An 18,403-nucleotide genomic window follows, 5' to 3' on the forward strand; every position below is an offset into this window, starting at 1 on the left:
ACGAATTGGCGCTCGACACCGCATGGGCCATCGACTGGGTCCGACGCACCGCCGCGACGATCGACGAGCACCGGGCCGAGCTCGTCACGCTCGACCGTGAGATCGGCGACGGCGACCACGGTGAGAACCTCGACCGCGGCTTCCGTGCCGTGCTCGAGGCCGTGGACGCCGGTTCGTTCGACACCCCCGGAGCCGTGCTGAAGGTCGTCGCGACGAAGCTCATCTCGACGGTCGGCGGTGCCGCGGGTCCGCTGTTCGGGACCGCGTACCTCAAGGCCGCACAGGCCGCCGGGGACGCAGCGGAGCTCGACGCCGACACGCTCGTCCAGGTGCTGACCGCCGCCCGTGACGGCATCGTGTCCCGGGGCAAGGCCGCCGTCGGCGACAAGACCATGGTCGACGCCTGGTCGCCCGCGGTCGACGCCGCCGGCGCCGCGGCCGCCGCCGGGGACAGCCCCGAGCAGGTGCTCGCCGCCGCCGCCGACGCGGCCGTCACCGGCGCGGAGTCGACCGACCCGCTGGTCGCCCACAAGGGCCGCGCGAGCTACCTCGGCGAACGTGCCGTCGGGCACCGCGACCCGGGCGCGCAGTCCACCGTGTACATCCTCCGCGCGGCCGTGGACGCCGCGTGACCGTCGGGATCCTGATCGTCTCGCACAGCGCGGCGATCGCGACCGGCACCGTCGAGCTCGCCCGGCAGATGGCGGCGGACGTCCCGCTCGTGGCCGCCGGTGGCACCGACGACGGCGGCATCGGCACCTCGTTCGAGGCCATCACGGCCGGCATCGAGGAACTCGCCGACGCCGAGGCAGTGGTCGTCCTGTGCGACCTCGGCTCCGCCTACCTGACCACCGACACCGCGCTCGACTTCCTCGACGACGACGTCCGGGCGCGCGTGCACGTCTCGCAGGCCCCGCTGGTCGAGGGCGCGGTCGCCGCGGCCGTCGCCGCACAGACCGGTGGCGACGTCGACGCGGTCCTGGCCGCTGCCGCGTCTGCCGCAGGCTCCGAGGCGGACGCGAGTCGCGCCTCCAGTCCGTCCGGCGACGGTCCAGGAGGCGCGGCGCCGGTCTCCGGGACCGGCTCCGTCGACGACGTGGCCGCGTCCGAGACGGTGGAACTCTTGAACGAGAGCGGCCTGCACGCCCGGCCGGCCGCGGAGTTCGTGAAGACGGCCGCCAAGTTCGACGCCGAGGTCCGGGTCAACGGGGTGGACGCGAAGAGCCTGCTCGCGATCATGGCGCTCGCACTGCCCAGGGGGGCGTCGGTGACCATCGAGGGGACCGGAGCCGACGCGCAGGACGCGGTCGACGCGCTCGTGGCCCTCGTGCGGTCCGGCTTCGGCGAGTGATCCGGCGCGGCTGATGGCGCAGCCGATCGACTCGTCGGACGAGGTCGTGGTGGGCGCGATGGCGATCACCGTGAGCGTCCCGCCCGCGCTGCGGTGGCGGGACGAGCGCCGCGGAGAGGAGTTCGAACTCGAGACCATCACCGTCCGGATGCTGCCAGACCGGACCCTCGCGGCGAAGGCGTACGGGCGACCCGTCGCCGGTGGACGCGGTGCGTACGTCTCGTTCCCCGTTCCGGACCGGCCGGAGCTCGCGGAGGTGATCCGGCGGGGTGCCGACCGGGCCGGCGAGCTCTGGGCGGCACACCGCTGAGGCCGGTCGCTCGGTCCTTCAGGTGATCGAGACGGTGCCGGCGAGGTCGAGGTCGGACGGTCCGCCGGTGACCCCGGCGTCGGCGAGCAGCGTGGCGCCGAACACCGCGCTCCAGAACGTCCGCGCGTCGCGTCCGACGCCGCTCCGGCTCGTCCAGCCGTGTTCGGTGACGACCCGTTCGAGGTAGCGCTCCGACTGCCGGAACAGCACCTGCAGGAGCAGTCGCACCCGATCGCGTTGCGCGGCATCGTCGCCCGCGCTCGCGAGGGCCCGCACGACGAGCGGCGTCGACGGCATCGCGAGGGCGGTGCGGGCGAGGACCTGCCGGAACGCCTCGGCGCTCGTGGCGCGGCGCCCGGCTGCCTGCAACCGGGTCGTGTCGCGCAGGAACAGCGCGAAGGCGGCGTCGAGCACCAGCCGGTCCTTCGATCCGTAGTGGTGCGTGATCTGGTTCGGGTAGACGCCCGCGGCCCGGGCGATCTCGCTCACGGTCACCGTCCGGTGCTCGGTCGGGCCGCCGGTGCCGCTGAGCAGTCCGGCGGTCGCGGCGAGTATCCGCGCCCGGGTCGCTGCCCCGCGCGGGGTGCCCGGGGCGTCGCTCGTGGTTGCCATGCCGGAATTGTACGTGGTACAACTCAACTTGTTCAACGTACAAGAAGGAGCCTCCCGTGCACATCTCCATCACCGGCTACGGAGCGGTGTCGCCGTTCGGCCACGGCGTCGACACGCTCTGGGACGCCCTGGTCGCCGGCCGCTCCGGCGTGCACGACCTCGACCGGACCGGCACGCACTGGGACCAGGTCCCGATCCGGGTCGGTGCCGCCGCCGCACTCGACGCGGACGGAGCACTCGGGCGGGTCCGGGCGAACCGGCTCGACCGCAGCCAGCAGCTCGCGCTCGTCGCGGCGGAGGAGGCCTGGGCGGACGCCGGCGCCCCGACGGTCGAGGGGGACCGGCTCGCCGTCGTCGTCGGCACCGGGATCGGGGGAGTGGAGACGCTCCTCGACGCCCACGACGTGCTCGGCACCGCTGGCGCCCGTCGCGTGTCTCCCCGCACCGTCCCGATGCTCATGGCGAACGCCGCCGCGGCGCAGATCAGCATCGCGTTCGGTGCACGGGCCGGGGCGTACACGACCGTGTCCGCCTGCGCCTCCGGGGCCGAGGCGATCGCGACGGCCGCGCGGTTGATCGTCACGGGGGAGGCCGACGTCGTCATCGCCGGTGGCACCGAGGCGGCCGTGACGCCGGTGACCATGGCGTCCTTCGCGCAGTCGCAGGCCCTCGCGAAGCCCGGCGACGACGACCCGACGACGCTCTCCCGCCCCTTCGACGCATCGCGCCGCGGGTTCGTGCTCGGCGAGGGTGCCGGGTTCGTCGTGCTCGAGCGGGCCGACCACGCCGCTGCCCGCACCCAGCACTCGCACGGGACCCTCGCCGGATGGGGCATCACCTCGGACGCGTTCCACATCACCGCACCCCTGGCGGACGGGTCCGAACAGGAGCGGGCGATGACCGCGGCGATCCGCATGGCCGGGTTGACGGGCGACGACATCGACCACGTCAACGCGCACGCGACCAGCACGCCCGTCGGGGACGTCGGCGAAGCCGCTGCGATCGCTCGCGCGGTCGGCACCGGAGCGGTCGTGACCGCGCCGAAGGGGGCCATCGGGCACATGTTCGGGGCAGCCGGTGCCGTCGAGTCGATCCTCGCCGTGCGGGCGATCGAGACCGGGCTCGTGCCGGCGACGCTGAACCTGGAGCACCTCGACCCGGCGGTCGAGCTGGACGTGGTCGCCGGAGTCGCGCGGGAGGTACCGATCCGGACGGCGCTGAACAACTCGTTCGGCTTCGGTGGGCAGAACGCGTCGCTGGTGTTCACCGCGGCGTGAACCGGCCGCGAGACGGCGGACGCCTCCTGCCATGACCAGGATACGGCCGGACCGGGGGCTTGCCGCAAGACCCCCGTCGTGCCCCACAATCGACCCTCGTGTCAACGCCGTACCCCGTCTTCGACCTCCCCGAACGCCTCGCCGACAAGGCCGATCCGGCCCTGATCGCCGACGACGAGCGGCACTTCGCCGCGATCGCCGCCACCCTCGACGCCTCGACCACGACGCTCACCCGACGCCTCGACGAGCTCCGCCGGACCCGAGCGGGCGGCGGGGAGTACACGGTGGAGCGCGATGCCGAGGTGCGCCGGGTCACCCGCGAGCTCACGGCACTCCGGCGGTACGGGCTCGACCTGTGCATCGGCAGGATGGTCTTCGCCGACCGACCGCACCCGGTCTACGTCGGCCGCTCGGGGCTCACCGACGCGGACCTCGAGCGGCTGCTGGTCGACTGGCGCTCCGCGACCGCCGAACCGTTCTTCGCGGCGTCGCACGGCGATCCTCGTGGCCTGGTGAGCCGGCGACGCTACCGCTGGCAGCGCGGTCGGATCGTGGACTACTGGGACGAGGCCTTCACCGCCGAGGGCCTGCTGCACACCGCAGCCCTGGACGACCAGTCGGCGTTCGTCGCGAGTCTCGGCACCAGCCGCAGCCCGCGGATGCGGGATGTGCTCGGGACGATCCAGTCCGACCAGGACGCCGTGATCCGCGCAGACTCGGCCGGAGCACTCGTGGTGGACGGCGGCCCGGGGACCGGCAAGACCGTCGTCGCGCTGCACCGGGCGGCGTACCTGCTGTACGCCGACCCACGCGTGTCGCCGCGGCACGGGGGCGTGCTGTTCGTCGGGCCGACGCACGGGCACCTCGACTACGTCGGGGACGTGCTGCCGGCACTCGGCGAGGACGGGGTGCAGCTCGCGACCGTGACGGACCTGGTGCCCGACGGCGCCGACGTCCCCGACGAGGCAGATCCGGACGTCGCGGCGATCAAGGCGGGTACGGCGCTGACCCGGGCGGTCGAGCGTGCGGTGCGCGGGTACGAGCAGCCGCCGGAGTTGACGGTCGTCGTCGAGACGGACTGGGCGGACGTGCCGATCACGCCCGACGACTGGGCCGACGCGTTCGACGCGGCGGACCCGGGCGACCCGCACAACGCCGCACGCTCCGACGTCTGGGAGGCGCTGCTCGAGATCGTGACCAACCGCCTCGCGGGAGCGGCCCCACCCAGGGCGATCCGCGCCTCCGTGGACGACAGCGACGTCCTGCGTGACGCGTTCCGCCGGGCGTGGCCCGTGCTCGACCCGGACGGTGTCGTCGCGGACCTGCTCGCGGTGCCCGAGCACCTGGCGCGGTGCGCGCCCGACCTCACCGCAGCCGACCGCGCACGCCTGCACCGCCCGGACTCCCGCGCGTGGACCCGGTCCGACCTGCCCGTGCTCGACGCCGCCCGTCGACGGATCGGGGACCCGGCCGCTCCGGCCCGGGAGCGTCGTGCTGCGGCCGCCAGGGCCGCCGAACGCGAGCGGATGGACCGGGTGATCGAGGACCTCGTCGCGAACGACGACTCCGAGCTGCAGCTCATGAGCATGCTGCGCGGTGCGGACGCGCGGAACAGCCTCGACGACGACGCGGTGACGGCGGCACCGGACGCCGATGCCTTCGCGGGACCGTTCGCCCACGTCGTCGTCGACGAGGCACAGGAGCTCACGGACGCGGAGTGGCTGATGCTGCTCCGGCGGTGCCCGAGCCGGAGCCTCACGGTCGTGGGGGACCGGACCCAGGCGCGGGAGCCGTTCGCCGAGTCGTGGGAGGACCGGCTCGCCCGGATCGGGCTCCGGGACGTCCGGACCGCGCGTCTCCGGATCAACTACCGCACGCCGTCCGAGGTGATGGCGGTCGCGGAAGCCGTCATCCGCGCAGCCGTGCCGGACGCGAACGTGCCGACCTCGATCCGCGACTCCGGCGTGCCGGTGCAGTACGGGACCGCCGACGAGCGGGACGAGGTCCTGGACACGTGGGCCGCGGCGAGCGCCGACGGGATCGCGTGCGTGGTCGGCGACGCCGGGTACGCGGGGACGGACCGGATCCGTTCCCTCTCCCCGGAGGCCACGAAGGGTCTCGAGTTCGACCTCGTCGTCCTGGTGGACCCGGAGCGGTGGCGCCCGGTCGACCGGTACGTGGCGATGACCCGGGCGACCCAACGACTGGTCGTGCTCAGCTCGGCGTGAGTTCCTGCAGGCCGGTGACGCGCAGGAGGTCGAGCTTCGCGGCGTCCTCGGTGCCGGGGACGGCCGTGTAGACGACGATGCGGAGGTCCCCGCCCGGCACGCTCAGGACGTCGCAGTCGATCTCGATCGGGCCGACGGGGGAGTGCACGCGCTTGCGGCTCGCCCGGTGCTCGGCGACGCGTCCGGTGTCCCAGCGGCGCTCGAACTCGGGGGACTCGCGACGGAGGCGTGCCACGAGCTCGGCGAGGTCCCGGTCGGCGGGGTACCGTCCGACGGCGGCGCGGAGGTCGGCGGCGAGGTCGCTGGAGAACTCCTCCTGGTGCTCGTCGTCCCACTCGACCTCGTCGTGGCCGTGCATGAAGTGTCGCCACACGAGGTTCCGGTCGATGCCCGTGTACCGGGATGGGTCACCGGTGAGCGCTGCCCAGAGGTCGTTCCACAGGACGATGTCGTGCGCGGCGGTGAACACGGCGAGGGGGACGTCGCCGAGGCGGTCGACGATGCGCTGCACGCCCGGGGTGACGTGCCGGGGGACGACCCGGCGCGACGGCGGCGCGGACCCTGCGACGCGGCAGAGGTGGTCGCGTTCCTCCTCGGTGAGACGGAGCGCGGTGGCGAGTGCGCCGAGCAACTGCGGCGACGGGTTCGTCGCGCGTCCCTGTTCGAGGCGGACGACGTAGTCGACGCTCACCCCGGCGAGCGCAGCGAGCTCCTCGCGACGGAGACCGGGCGTCCGTCGTCCGGGCCCGGCCGGCAGGCCGACCGCTTCGGGACGGACCCGGTCGCGCCAGGAACGCAGCACACTCGCGAACTCGCTCATGCCCACCATCCTCGACCCGCGCCTCCCGGCCTGCCTGGTACTGGTGGTCCCACTGTCGAGCGGTGCCTGGGGGACCGGGCCACGGAGGCGGAGGCTGGGCGCATGACAACGACACTCATCACCGGAGCCAACCGCAGTCTCGGGCTCGAGACCGTCCGTCGCCTCGTCGAGGCCGGGCACACCGTGTACGCCGGCATGCGCGATCCGGCCACAGGGGACGCGGCGCGTGCCCTCGGCGCGCACGTCGTCCAGCTGGACGTCACCGACCAGTCCTCGGTCGAGCGCGCGGTCGCCGGACTGCGCGGACTCGACGTGCTCGTCAACAACGCCGGAATCCTCGGGACGTCGTTCGGGGTCGACGACCTCGACGCCGCTGCGATCGGAGCCGTGCTCGACACGAACGTGACCGGCGTCGTGCGCGTGACGCAGGCGGCGCTGCCGCTGCTGCGGGAGTCGGCGAACCCGGTCATCGTGAACGTGGCCTCGGGTGTGGGCTTCCCGCGGTGGCTGACGACTCCGGGGCGGGACGAGTACCCGGTGCCGGCGGTGCCGTACGCGGCGTCGAAGGCGGCACTCATCGCCCTGACCGTGCAGTACGCGAAGAACCTGCCCGGGTTCCGGGTGAACGCGAGCGACCCCGGGTACACGGCGACGGAGTTCAACGGGTTCGGCGGGCACCAGACCGTGACCGAGGGGACGGACGCCACGGTGGCGCTGGCGACGATCGGCGCGGACGGTCCCACGGGGGAGTTCCACGACCGCGCCGGGCGCGTCGCGTACTGAGGGCGGGCGGCCCGCGGGGCGCCGCGGCCGCTTCGTGAGCAGAAGATGTCGGGTCGGACGGATCGACCCGACACCTTCTGCTCACCAAGTGCGTCCCCACCGCGGGCGGGACGGCCTGGAGGCACGGCTCGCGTCCGACGGGCGAGCTCGCTCCGTCCCGTGGCCGGGTCGCAGAGCGCCCGGTTCAGTCGTGCACGTCGGCACCGAAACCCAGCCCTGGACGCATCATCCAGCCCGCTGCATCGGGGAGCGGGCGGAACCCGAACCGCTCGTACAAGCCGTGGGCGTCGGCGGTGAAGAGTGCGAACCGCTTCAGTCCGAGTGGCTCGATGGCCTCAGTGACTCCCTGGACGAGGGCGACCCCGACACCCCTGCCTCGCGCCTCCGGGTCGACGAAGACGTCGGCGAGCCAGCCGAACGTCACACCGTCGGTGATCACACGGGCGTACCCGAGCTGCTGACCGCTGGTGTCGTCGTAGACGCCGAAGTTCCGGGAGCCGGCGATGATCGCGTCCTGCGTGGCACGGTCACGGCCCCGGGCCCAGTAGGACTCCTCGCTCAGCCAGCGGTGGACACGGGGGACGTCGAGGTCGGCGGGGTCGGCGGAGAAGCGCAGTCCGTTCATGCAGCCAGTGAAGCGGCGGCGGCGTCCGGGCCGCAACGGCCGATCCACGATCTGTGGACGGCGCTCACGCGGGGCACCGTCTGTCAGGATGGCCGGATGCGCGCAGTCCAGTACGACGAGTTCGGTTCCGTCCCCGTGGTCGTGGATGTCCCGGACCCGGTCGCCCCGGTCGACGGGGTGGTCGTCCGGGTCGCCGCGACCGGGGTCTGCCGGAGCGACTGGCACGCGTGGAAGGGGCACGACGACTCGGTGCGCCTGCCGCACGTCCCCGGGCACGAGTTCGCCGGCGTGGTGTCGTCCGCCGGCCCCGACGTCCGCGGGTTCGCCGTGGGGGACCGGGTCACCGCGCCGTTCGTCTTCGCGTGCGGCGAGTGCGAGCAGTGCCTGGACGGTGCGACGCAGGTGTGCACCCGGCAGCAGCAGCCCGGCTTCACACTGCCCGGTTCGTACGCCGAGGCCGTGGTGGTCCCGCACGCGGACGTCAACCTCGTCGCGCTGCCGGACGCCGTCGGGTTCGCCGAGGCCGCCGGACTCGGGTGCCGCTTCGGGACCGCGTACCACGCACTGCACGCCCGGGGACGGGTGGCCGCCGGCGAGTGGGTGGCCGTCTTCGGCTGCGGGGGAGTCGGACTGTCGACCGTCATCGTCGCGGTCGCCGCCGGAGCGAAGGTCGTCGCGGTGGACGTCTCGCCCGCCGCGCTCGCACGTGCGGAAGCCCTCGGTGCGGTCGCGGTGCCGATGGACGACGCGGTCGGGGGGGCCGTCCGAGCCGTCACGGGCGGCGGAGCCCACGTGTCCGTGGACGCCTTCGGCAGCCGCGCCACGTCGGTCGCCGCGGTCGCCGCACTGCGGCCTCGGGGTCGGCACGTCCAGGTCGGGCTGCTGCTCGACGACGAGGCCGTGCCGGCGATCCCGATGGGCCGCGTCATCGGCGACGAACTCGAGCTGCTCGGCAGTCACGGGATCTCGGTGGGGGAGTACGCCGCGATGCTCGACGACGTCGTCGCGGGGCGACTCCGCCCGTCCGAGTCGATCGGTCGGACGATCGGGTTCGACGAGCTTCCCGAGGCGATCCTCGCGATGGACAGGCCGGCGACCTCCGCGGGCATGACGGTCGCGGTGTTCTGAGCGCCGGCGACCGCGCTCAGCCGGCGATCCGGAGCGATCGGACGTCCTCGACGATCTGCTCGGGCGACCCAGGGGTGTCGTCCGGCCAGAGGGGCGCATGTGCTGCCGCGGCACGCAGCCACTCGACCACGGCGACCCGCACGGCGTCGGACGCCTCGCGGAGGTCATGTCCGTACTGCATGCGGAGCTGTTCGTCGGTCCACGGCACGCCGACGCCGATCGTGTCGAGCGGGTGCGGCGGCCGCACGGGCAGGTCCTCCCACTCGGCCAAGGTCGTCGACGCCGCGCCGCCCTCCGGCGCGGGAGCGGGCGTCCCGAGGACGGCGTCCGGATCCGCAAAGGCTTCCCGCCCCTCGACCAGCAACCGTTCGATGGTCGTCGGGATCGCGAGCCCGTTCGCGTCGAACCTGGCGGCCGTCTCGAACCAGTGGTCAGCCGCCTCCCGCAGGCCGGCAGCGGCGACCACGAGTCGCTGATCCGCGATCTCGGCCACCGACTCCGCGTCGGTCCGCATCGTGATGAACGCCGTCGAGTACCCCAGCGCGCTCATGAGGTCGGACGCCTCGGTACGGAGGATCGGTCGTCCGCCGTCCTCGACGGCCGCGACGACGTCCTCGTCCCATGACCAACCGCGCAGGCGCATCCGGAACGCCACCGTCGACCGGTCCAGGTGCACGAGTTCCCGGCGCACCCGTCGGAGGTTCCGGCCGATCTGCTCGTCGTACGCACCCATGCCGGGAACGCTAGCGCTTCGGTCGGTACACGTCCGCCTTCGCGCCGCCGTCGAACACCGTCGAGCTGATCAACGTCAGGTCGAGTTCGTCCTGCAGCCCCGAGAAGATCCCGTCACCCGTCCCGAGCACCACCGGCAGGACCACCAGGCGGTACTCGTCGACGAGGCCCACAGCCACCAGGCTCCGGCAGAAGTCCGTCCCGCCCTGTGCGAGGACGTCGGCGCCGTCCTCGGCCCGCAGCCGGTCGACCTCCGCCACGAGGTCGCCGTTCGCCACCCGGGCACCGGTCCAGGTCGCCGCCGCGGGGGAGTCGGCCCCACCCGTGTCGACCGTGGCGGGATCGAACCCGGCCTGGCGGGTGAAGACGACCTTCGGGACGGTGTTCATCGCACCGGCGACGGGTGTCGTCGCGTTCGCCCAGAAGCCGGCGATGGACTCGAACGTCCGACGACCGAACGCGTGCACACCGGCGCCGGACACGGTGTCGAGCACCCACGCGGCCGAGTCCGGACTCGCGTCGCGGAACATCCAGTCGGACTCCGCACGTGCACCTGCGACGAAACCGTCGAGGGACATCGACATCTTGAGGACGAGCTTCCGCATCGGACACCGCCGCTTCCGAGCACCGCTCGGTGCTCATGACCGCGATGCTAGAACAGTTCGGAACACCTCACCAGCGCCGCGAGTTGCACGTCGTCGACGTGATGCGTCAGTGGGAGATCGATCGCGCAGCGAGCGCGACCAACGGCTCAAGGGGGCGAACGAGGAGTCCCTGAAGCGCGACCTTCCACGGCGAATAGACCGAGCCGTTCGTTCCGGACTGCCCTGCGAACAGCGGTCGTCGTGGAAATCGCGAGACCTTAACCTTACGAATCGTCCTCGCAAACCGAATGCGCGCGGCAACACAGTGCTCTATCTCGATACGTCGTTCGTAGTCGACGTCTTCGGCCGCAGGCAGGATGACCTCCTGCCACATCCGCACCGACGCACCGAGAACTCGAGTATCAGAGTGCGACCCATCGATTCGCGTCCTGAGGCGAACACCGTCGGAGGCGAGCTTGCCGAATACCTGCCCGGGATTGGTGACGACGAGTCGACCGGTCACCTTGTAGACCGTGTCTGCGCCATCGAACTCGTTGCTGTCGATCGCGTACCTGATCGCGGACCACTCGATGTACCCGATACCGCGATCAACGACCTCTGCGCTGGGTTCGTAGTTGACGTACTGGATTGCCGCGCGATCGTCGGGTGCCACCTCGGACAGGAATGTTGAACGCTCGAATCCGCTCGTCTCGACGATGATGACGCCGGCGTCTTGCTGACGGGCGGCCTCGACCCAGTGCTTGAGCGCGTCCTGGTACTGACGGAGCCGGATCGTCGGGTCGGTGACGCGCAACTTCTTCAGCATGTTCGGGCGCACGGTGGCGGTCAGGAGGAAGTACTGCTGCGGGTTGTCGTGCACGATGGCCTCCTGCTGGGAGCGAACTGTTCATCCCAAGAGTGAGTCTAAATATTCCAAATGTCAAATATGCGTGTCTAGGCCTAAGGGTGTGCAAATACGCGAGCGAGGATCTGAGTTGACATAATATGCATTATCGGCGCGCAGCGAGTGGGGCCAGGAGGCGCGGATCACCGCAGCTCGTCGGCTCACGCCAGCCGCGCCTCCCGTCCCTCCTGCAGCAGCGACGACCGTCATCCGCACGGCGTCGACGGCTTGGGTCGCGCGGCGCGCGACGTCATCCCCAGGACCGATGACTTCCTCCGTGGTGTCGGTGACCATCGATATCATGCATATCAGTTCGGTAGCGATCTCCAGGAGGCAGGCATGACACCGTCGCGCCCACAGCTCGTCGTCCACGACGACGCCGTCCGCGCGAACACCGCCGTGTTCGCCGACCGGACGGACGGCGGCGTCATGGCCGTCCTCAAGGCCGACGGCTTCGGCCACGGGGCGATCGCCCGGTCGGTCCTCGCCGCCGGAGCGACGTCGATCGGCGTGACCACCATCGACGAAGCGATCGCCGTCCGGGCAATCGTGACGGACGCGCCGGTGCTCAGCTGGCTCAACCCGGTCGACGCGGACTTCGACGGTGCGCTGCTCGCCGACGTCGACATCGCCGTCCCGAGCGCCGAGCTGCTCAGTGCCGTCAGCCGTGCAGCAGTCCGGACCGGACGCCGTGCCCGGGTCCACCTGCACGTCGACGTCGGGATGGCCCGCGACGGTGCCGACCCCGGGTCGTGGCCGTCACTGTGCACCGCCGCACGCGAGCTCGAGCGGCTCGGCACGGTCCGGGTCGTCGGGGTGATGGGCCACATGTCCTGCGCCGACCAGCCCGACGACCCGCAGAACACGCGCGAACGGCTGCTCTTCGACAACGCGGTCCGCACCGCCCGGCGCCGCGGACTGTCCGGCTTCGTCACGCACCTCGCCGCCACGGCAGCGACCGTCACCGGGGTCGGCGGCCGCCACGGTCTGCACCGCATCGGCGCGGGGCTCTTCGGGATCGACCCCTCCCGGACCTCGACGGACCTGCAGCCGACGCTCTCCCTGACGGCTCCGGTCGTCGGTTCCCGGGTGATCGGCCCCGGGGCCGGCGTCGGCTACGGCCTCGACCACGTCGTCGACCGTCGGACCACCCTGGCGCTGCTCCCCCTGGGCTACGGCGACGGACTCCCCCGTGCGGCGTCCGAGCGGGCCGAGGTCCAGGTGCGCGGACGCCGCAGACCGCTCGTCGGCCGGTTCTCGATGGACATGGTCGTCGTGGACACCGGCGACGACCGGCTGGAGCTCGGCGAGACCGTCACGTTCTTCGGGCGCGGCCTCGACGGCGAGCCGACCGTCCACGACTGGGCGGGCTGGGCCGACACCATCGAGCACGAGATCGTCACCCGCATCGGCACGCGCGCCGCCCGGGTCCACCGCACCGTCACCACCCCGGAGGCCACCGTTGCTTGATCGCCACGACTCCCACACCCCCACAGCGCCGACGCGGATCGCGGTCGTCGGTGGCGGCGCGAACGACGAGCACGAGGTCTCGCTCGCATCCGCGGCCGCGGTCACGCGTGCCGTCCGGGCCCTCGGCTTCGACGCGGTCCCCCTGACGATCGACCGGACGGGCGGCTGGCGGCACACGGACGGTGCCGCGCTGTCCCCCGCGGACGCCGTCGCCGTGCTGACGTCGTGCCGCGCGGCGTTCCCGGTGCTCCACGGTGTCCACGGTGAGGACGGCGCGGTCGCCGGCTTCCTCACGATGATCGGCGTGCCGGTGGTCGGCTCCCCCGTCCGCGCCGGTGCACTCGGCATGGACAAGTGGGTCACGAAGACCGTGGCCGAGGCCGTCGGCGTCCGCACGGCGCCGGGTGTGCTGATCCGCGCTGGAGACGAGATCGGCCCGGTGCCCCTGCGGCCGCCCTTCGTCGTGAAGCCGACGACCGGTGGGTCGAGCAACGGCGTGACGGTGGTCCGGACGCCCGACGCGTACGCGGCTGCCGTGGCAGATGCCCGGGCTGCAGGCACCGACGTGCTCGCCGAGGCGTTCGTCACCGGGCGCGAGATCGACATCGCCGTGTTCCGCGACGACACCGGGGCGCTCCGCACCGGCGCGACGCTGGAGATCGGCGTCGCCGACGGAGACGTGTTCGGGCGCACCGAGAAGTACGACGGGACCGCACGGTTCACGGTGCCGGCGGCGCTGTCTGCCTCCGACGAGGCAGCGATCGACCACGCAGCCCGAATCCTCTACGACACGCTCGGGTGCTCTGGCGTCGCGCGGTTCGACTTCTTCCTCACCGACGACGGCGTCGTGCTGAACGAGGTGAACACCGCGCCGGGGTTCACCGAGCAGTCGCAGGTGCCCCGGATGTTCGCGGCGGTCGGCTTGGACTACGTCGAGCTCGTTCGCGCCCTGCTGCAGGCGACGGAACCGGCCGTCTGACCGGCGGACCGTGCCGCCGTGCGATCAGGACTGCGGATCGACGCTCGTCGGGACGTCGTCCGCGTCGATCTCGAGCGAGGCGTGTTCGCCGCCCTGCTCCTCGAGGTTCTCCTGGTCTGTGTCCAGCTGCTCGGGCTCCTCGCTGTGGGTGGTCTCCTCGGCAGGGTCAGGCTGGCTGTAGCTCATGTGGCGGAAGCTACGCGGACCGACCTGAGCACGCGTCCGGCGGTCCGGAACACGCGTTGCGTGGTCCAGGAGGAACGGTGCGGGCCCGACCCGTGCCTCCCGTCCGCCGTGGCGTCGCGACGTGGGGACGTGGGGTGCGACGCGCGGATGCCGAACGCCAGCGAGGCGGATCGGCATCGCTGCCGACCCGCCTCGCTGGCGGACCGCCGCGCGCCGACTCGGGATGGTGATCCCCGGTCAGACGCCAGCGGCGATGTGGACTCAGGCTTGGGACAGCACGACCGCGGTGAGGATGTAGCCGACGATGCCGATGACGATCGCGATGGCCGACAGGATGATGCCGCCGAGGACGATCCCCCGACCGGACGCGCGTCGGCGAGCCAGGATGCCGAGGACGAGCCCGATGATGCCGGCGATCACGCCGATGATCGCGAGGAAGATGCCCCCGACGACACCGATGATGCCGAGGACGAGGCTCGCGATGGCGAGTCCGCCACCCGTGCCGGCCGGTGCTGCACCGGGCGTGTTCGCTGCGGGGTAGTTCGGTCCACCGGTCTGGTCGGCCATGAGGTCTCCTTCGTCGTGGACGCTCGTCATGCGACCGGGTAGCCGCGGGCGGGGTGGCCCAAGCATGAGCGTCAGTCAGGACGGTAGACCGTTCGGCCAGCTGGTGTTCAGGTACTCCGCCCGGACCTGTCCCCCGCCTCAGGCTCCGACGTATGCCGCCAGGTGCTCCCCCGTGATCGTCGACCGAGCCGCGACGAGCTCGGCCGGCGTGCCCTCGAACACGATGCGGCCGCCGTCGTGGCCGGCGCCGGGCCCGAGGTCGATGAGCCAGTCGGCATGTGCCATCACGGCCTGGTGGTGCTCGATCACGACGACCGTCCGCCCGGCCTCGACCATGCCGTCCAGCAGCCCGAGCAGCTGTTGGACGTCCGCCAGGTGCAGCCCGGTCGTCGGCTCGTCGAGGACGATCACCCCGCCGGGGTCGCCGAGGTGCGTCGCGAGCTTGAGGCGCTGCCGCTCGCCGCCGGACAGCGTCGTCAGCGGCTGGCCGATCGTCAGGTACCCGAGTCCGACGTCGACGAGCCGGGCGAGGATCGCGTGCGCCGCGGGGATCCTCGACTCCCCCGTCGCGAAGAACGCCGCAGCGTCGGCCACGGGCATCGCGAGGACCTCGCTGATGTCCTTCCCCCCGAGCCGGTACTCGAGCACCGACTGGTCGAATCGCTTCCCACCGCACTCGGCGCACGGGGTCGCGATGCCGGCCATCATGCCGAGGTCCGTGTAGATGACCCCCGCGCCGTTGCACGCCGGGCACGCACCCTCGGAGTTGGCGCTGAACAGGGCGGGCTTCACACCGTTGGCCTTCGCGAAGGCCTTGCGGATCGGCTCCAGCAGCCCCGTGTACGTCGCCGGGTTGCTCCGCCGGGAGCCGCGGATCGCGCCCTGGTCGATCGCGACGACACCGTCACGCGGTGACAGCGACCCGTGGATGAGCGTGCTCTTGCCGGAGCCGGCGACACCCGTCACGACCGTGAGCACCCCGGTCGGCACGTCGACGTCCACACCCTGCAGGTTGTGCGCATCGGCGCCGCGGATCTCGAGGACGCCGGTGCGTTCGCGCACGACGTCCTTCACCGACACCCGGTCGTCGAGGTGGCGACCGGTGACCGTGTCGCTCGTGCGGAGCCCGTCGACCGGCCCCTCGTAGCAGAGCGCCCCGCCGTTCGTCCCCGCCCCCGGCCCGAGGTCCACGACGTGGTCCGCGATCGCGATGACCTCGGGCTTGTGCTCGACGACGAGCACCGTGTTGCCCTTGTCGCGGAGGCGGAGCAGGAGCCCGTTCATCCGCTCGATGTCGTGGGGGTGCAACCCGGTGCTCGGTTCGTCGAAGACGTAGGTGACGTCGCTCAAGGACGACCCGAGGTGCTTCACCATCTTGACGCGTTGCCCTTCTCCCCCGGACAGGGTCCCCGTGGGGCGGTCGAGCGAGAGGTACCCGAGGCCGATCTCGACGAAGGAGTCGACCGCGTCCCGCAGGCCGTCGAGCAAGGGCCCGACGGTCGGTTCGTCGATCCCCCGCAGCCAGGCGGCGAGGTCGGTGATCTGCATCGCGCAGACGTCCGCGATGCTCTTGCCGGTGATCGTCGACGACCGTGCGACGTCGTTCAGCCGAGTGCCACCGCAGGCCGGACAGGTGGTGAAGGTGACCGCGCGGTCGACGAAGGCCCGGATGTGGGGCTGCATCGCTTCGCGGTCCTTCTGCAGGAACGAACGCCGCACGCGCGGGACGAGCCCCTCGTAGGTCATGTTGATGCCGGCGATCTTCTGCTTCGTCGGTTCGCGGTACAGGAAGTCCTGGCGTTCGGCGTCCGTGAAGTCACGGATCGGCGTGTCCTTGTCGAAGTACCCGGACTCGGCGAACATCCGGACGTTCCAGCCGTCCGTGCCGTACCCGGGGATCGTGATCGCCCCGTCCGACAGGGACTTCGTGTCGTCGAACAGCTGCGTGAGGTCGATGTCGGTGACCGTGCCGCGGCCTTCGCAGTCGGCGCACATGCCGCCGAGCCGTGAGAACGAGACCTTCTCCGCCTTGGCGTCCTTGCCCTTCTGCACGGTGATGGCGCCGCCGGCCGTGACCGTCGCGAGGTTGAAGGAGAACGCGTTCGGGCCACCGATGTGGGGCGTCCCGAGGCGGCTGAACAGCACGCGGAGCATGGCGTTGGCGTCCGTCACGGTGCCCACCGTCGAGCGGGGATCGGCGCCGATGCGTTCCTGGTCGACGACGATCGCGGTGGTGAGGCCGTCGAGCACGTCGACGTCGGGGCGTGCGAGCGACGGCATGAAGCCCTGCAGGAACGCGCTGTACGTCTCGTTGATCATGCGCTGCGACTCCGCCGCGATGGTCGCGAAGACCAGTGAGCTCTTGCCCGACCCGGACACGCCGGTGAAGACGGTCAGGCGACGCTTCGGGAGCTCGACGTCGACGTCGCGCAGGTTGTTCTCACGTGCACCACGCACCCGGATGCGGTCGTGGGTGTCAGCGGCGTGCTCGGCACTCGGTTCCATGCCCCACAGGGTAGCGGTGACGTGTGACGTTCCACAGGACGGTTCCGCACTGGAACGAGCCGGCGCGTCAGGACGGCGCGTGCGTGCGGACGAGGCCCGGGAGCTCGGCGGGCTCGAAGGGCTCGTCGGTGGCGTCGAGCTCGTCGGCCGTCCACCAGCGGGACCGCAGGATGTCCACGCGCTCGTCGTCGGTCCACTCGGCGTCCGACAGCGTGAAACCGGGCGTCCGGACGACGTAGAACTCCGCGTGGCCGCGGTCATGGTCGGCCAGGTCCCACTCGACGGTGAAGTCCCACGACCACACCGGTTCCCCCGGGTCGTCGATGACGATGCCGGTCTCCTCGCGCAGCTCGCGGATCGCGGCGTCGCGGTGCTCCTCGCCGGGGTCGACACCGCCGCCGGGCGTGATCCAGCGGTGCGCTCCGTCCGACGACGGGGAGTTGGTGTCCATCAGGAACACCCGACCGTCGGGGTCGAGCAGGATGATCCGGGAGGTGCGGCGCAGGCCGGGCTTCGCAGTCACCCGTCCGACGTTAGCCGACGAAGCCGCTGACGTCGCCGACGAGCTTGGTGTGGTCGGCGGGGATCGGCTCGATCGCGGCCGCGGCGATCTCGGCGGCGAACTCGGAGACGCTGTAGAGCTTGCCGACCTCGGCACGGCGGCCCTCGATCGCGCCCGGGTTGAGGCGGTTGAGGAGCGTGGCGGTGATCGTGCCCTCGATCATGTCGCCGGAGACGACCACGAACTCGATGCCCGCTGCGTCGAGCTGCGGCACGAGTTCGCGGAGGGCGAGCTCGCCGGCCCGCTTGCTCTTGGCGACCGGCACGTACTCGTCCATCGTCTCGGCGGTCTCGACGAAGTGGGCCTGGTGGCTCGTGACGAACACGACGCGCGATCCGGCGGGCATGTGCGGCACGGCGGTCTGCAGCATGTCCACCTGCGCGTCGCGGTTCAGGCGCAGCGCGTAGTCCTCGCCCAGGCCGGACTCCATGCCACCGGAGGCGTTGAGCACGAGCAGGTCGATGCCGCCCCACTCCTGCACGACGGTGTCGACCATCGCCTGGACGGAGTCGTGGTCGGTCAGGTCCGCACCGACGGCGAGTGCCGACCCGCCCGCGGCGACGATCTTCTCGGCGATCTGCTCGGCACGCTTGGCCTTGTTGCGGTAGTTCACGACGACCTTGGCGCCGGCCTCGGCCAGGTACCCGACGGTGTCGGCGCCGATGCCGCGGGACGAACCCGTGACGAGGGCGCGCTTGTCGGCGAGGGATCCGGGGGCGAGGGGGTTGCTCACAGTCGTGTTCTCCAGGTCTGGTTCGGCGGGTCGGCCGCCGACGAGCC

20 protein-coding genes are annotated in these 18,403 nt (G+C 71.9%); 9 read left to right on the forward strand and 11 right to left on the reverse strand.

Going from position 1 to position 18,403, the window contains the following annotated elements; genetic code table 11:
* Positions 1 to 5: 5 nt before the first annotated feature.
* The 3 genes from dhaL to JSX79_RS09665 are packed head-to-tail and all read left to right on the forward strand — an operon-like array spanning position 6 to position 1,661.
* Complete coding sequence (gene dhaL / locus JSX79_RS09655; RefSeq protein WP_070418992.1) at positions 6 to 632, forward strand: dihydroxyacetone kinase subunit DhaL; 627 nt, start codon at positions 6 to 8, stop codon at positions 630 to 632.
* A complete protein-coding gene (dhaM, locus tag JSX79_RS09660) occupies positions 629 to 1,351 on the forward strand; it encodes a dihydroxyacetone kinase phosphoryl donor subunit DhaM (protein ID WP_229085947.1) in 723 nt (240 codons plus the stop codon). The genes dhaL and dhaM overlap by 4 nt, the downstream gene beginning before the upstream one ends.
* Before the next feature lie 13 nt (positions 1,352 to 1,364).
* Complete coding sequence (locus JSX79_RS09665) at positions 1,365 to 1,661, forward strand: hypothetical protein (RefSeq protein WP_229085948.1); 297 nt, start codon at positions 1,365 to 1,367, stop codon at positions 1,659 to 1,661.
* Positions 1,662 to 1,679: 18 nt separating this feature from the next.
* On the opposite strand, the gene JSX79_RS09670 is transcribed toward JSX79_RS09665, so the two are convergent.
* Positions 1,680 to 2,273 (reverse strand): TetR/AcrR family transcriptional regulator C-terminal domain-containing protein, encoded by a 594-nt coding sequence (locus JSX79_RS09670; protein WP_229085949.1) that lies wholly within the window; start codon positions 2,271 to 2,273, stop codon positions 1,680 to 1,682.
* 56 nt (positions 2,274 to 2,329) lie between these two features.
* Here JSX79_RS09670 and JSX79_RS09675 point away from each other — a divergent pair, with 56 nt between their 5' ends.
* Both JSX79_RS09675 and helR read left to right on the forward strand, forming a co-directional pair.
* Positions 2,330 to 3,550 (forward strand): beta-ketoacyl synthase, encoded by a 1,221-nt coding sequence (locus JSX79_RS09675; RefSeq protein ID WP_229085950.1) that lies wholly within the window; start codon positions 2,330 to 2,332, stop codon positions 3,548 to 3,550.
* A gap of 98 nt (positions 3,551 to 3,648) precedes the next feature.
* A complete protein-coding gene (gene helR, locus JSX79_RS09680; RefSeq protein WP_229085951.1) occupies positions 3,649 to 5,778 on the forward strand; it encodes an RNA polymerase recycling motor ATPase HelR in 2,130 nt (709 codons plus the stop codon).
* Here the strand turns inward: helR and JSX79_RS09685 are convergent.
* Positions 5,765 to 6,598: a helix-turn-helix transcriptional regulator gene (locus tag JSX79_RS09685; protein WP_229085952.1), complete on the reverse strand. Its 834-nt coding sequence runs from the start codon at positions 6,596 to 6,598 to the stop codon at positions 5,765 to 5,767. The genes helR and JSX79_RS09685 overlap by 14 nt on opposite strands.
* A gap of 102 nt (positions 6,599 to 6,700) precedes the next feature.
* Here JSX79_RS09685 and JSX79_RS09690 point away from each other — a divergent pair, with 102 nt between their 5' ends.
* A complete protein-coding gene (locus tag JSX79_RS09690; RefSeq protein ID WP_229085953.1) occupies positions 6,701 to 7,381 on the forward strand; it encodes an SDR family NAD(P)-dependent oxidoreductase in 681 nt (226 codons plus the stop codon).
* Between the two features lie 184 nt (positions 7,382 to 7,565).
* Here the strand turns inward: JSX79_RS09690 and JSX79_RS09695 are convergent, their stop codons facing one another.
* A complete protein-coding gene (locus tag JSX79_RS09695) occupies positions 7,566 to 8,006 on the reverse strand; it encodes a GNAT family N-acetyltransferase (RefSeq protein WP_229085954.1) in 441 nt (146 codons plus the stop codon).
* A 96-nt stretch (positions 8,007 to 8,102) separates the two neighbouring features.
* Between JSX79_RS09695 and JSX79_RS09700 the strand changes: the two genes are divergently transcribed.
* Positions 8,103 to 9,134, forward strand: a complete 1,032-nt coding sequence (locus JSX79_RS09700; protein ID WP_229085955.1) for an alcohol dehydrogenase catalytic domain-containing protein — start codon at positions 8,103 to 8,105, stop codon at positions 9,132 to 9,134.
* Between the two features lie 16 nt (positions 9,135 to 9,150).
* On the opposite strand, the gene JSX79_RS09705 is transcribed toward JSX79_RS09700, so the two are convergent.
* The 3 genes from JSX79_RS09705 to JSX79_RS09715 form a co-directional block, all read right to left on the reverse strand.
* Positions 9,151 to 9,867 (reverse strand): hypothetical protein, encoded by a 717-nt coding sequence (locus tag JSX79_RS09705; protein WP_229085956.1) that lies wholly within the window; start codon positions 9,865 to 9,867, stop codon positions 9,151 to 9,153.
* Positions 9,868 to 9,877: 10 nt separating this feature from the next.
* On the reverse strand, positions 9,878 to 10,471 hold the full coding sequence (locus JSX79_RS09710) for a dihydrofolate reductase family protein (RefSeq protein ID WP_229085957.1): 594 nt from the start codon (positions 10,469 to 10,471) through the stop codon (positions 9,878 to 9,880).
* 106 nt (positions 10,472 to 10,577) lie between these two features.
* Positions 10,578 to 11,330 carry a hypothetical protein gene (locus tag JSX79_RS09715; protein WP_229085958.1) on the reverse strand — a complete coding sequence of 251 codons (753 nt, stop codon included), beginning with the start codon at positions 11,328 to 11,330 and terminating at the stop codon, positions 10,578 to 10,580.
* 363 nt (positions 11,331 to 11,693) lie between these two features.
* On the opposite strand from JSX79_RS09715, the gene alr reads away from it, so the two are divergent.
* Both alr and JSX79_RS09725 read left to right on the forward strand, forming a co-directional pair.
* Positions 11,694 to 12,824 (forward strand): alanine racemase, encoded by a 1,131-nt coding sequence (gene alr / locus JSX79_RS09720; protein ID WP_229085959.1) that lies wholly within the window; start codon positions 11,694 to 11,696, stop codon positions 12,822 to 12,824.
* The gene (locus tag JSX79_RS09725) at positions 12,817 to 13,803 is read left to right on the forward strand and encodes an ATP-grasp domain-containing protein (RefSeq protein ID WP_229085960.1); all 987 of its coding nucleotides are present in this window, start codon (positions 12,817 to 12,819) and stop codon (positions 13,801 to 13,803) included. The genes alr and JSX79_RS09725 overlap by 8 nt, the downstream gene beginning before the upstream one ends.
* A gap of 24 nt (positions 13,804 to 13,827) precedes the next feature.
* Here the strand turns inward: JSX79_RS09725 and JSX79_RS09730 are convergent, their stop codons facing one another.
* The 5 genes from JSX79_RS09730 to JSX79_RS09750 all read right to left on the reverse strand — a co-directional run bounded on the left by JSX79_RS09730 (position 13,828) and on the right by JSX79_RS09750 (position 18,356).
* Entirely contained in the window at positions 13,828 to 13,989 is a 162-nt protein-coding gene (locus tag JSX79_RS09730; RefSeq protein ID WP_229085961.1) for a hypothetical protein, read from the reverse strand.
* Between the two features lie 261 nt (positions 13,990 to 14,250).
* A complete protein-coding gene (locus JSX79_RS09735) occupies positions 14,251 to 14,556 on the reverse strand; it encodes a hypothetical protein (protein WP_070419002.1) in 306 nt (101 codons plus the stop codon).
* A 138-nt stretch (positions 14,557 to 14,694) separates the two neighbouring features.
* The gene (locus JSX79_RS09740) at positions 14,695 to 17,061 is read right to left on the reverse strand and encodes an excinuclease ABC subunit UvrA (RefSeq protein ID WP_229085962.1); all 2,367 of its coding nucleotides are present in this window, start codon (positions 17,059 to 17,061) and stop codon (positions 14,695 to 14,697) included.
* A gap of 67 nt (positions 17,062 to 17,128) precedes the next feature.
* Positions 17,129 to 17,584, reverse strand: coding sequence for an NUDIX hydrolase (locus tag JSX79_RS09745; protein WP_229085963.1), 456 nt, complete (start codon positions 17,582 to 17,584; stop codon positions 17,129 to 17,131).
* A gap of 10 nt (positions 17,585 to 17,594) precedes the next feature.
* On the reverse strand, positions 17,595 to 18,356 hold the full coding sequence (locus JSX79_RS09750; protein ID WP_071294704.1) for an SDR family oxidoreductase: 762 nt from the start codon (positions 18,354 to 18,356) through the stop codon (positions 17,595 to 17,597).
* Positions 18,357 to 18,403 lie beyond the last annotated feature (47 nt).

It is taken from the genome of Curtobacterium sp. GD1 (genome assembly GCF_020882855.1).
GTDB lineage: Bacteria > Actinomycetota > Actinomycetes > Actinomycetales > Microbacteriaceae > Curtobacterium.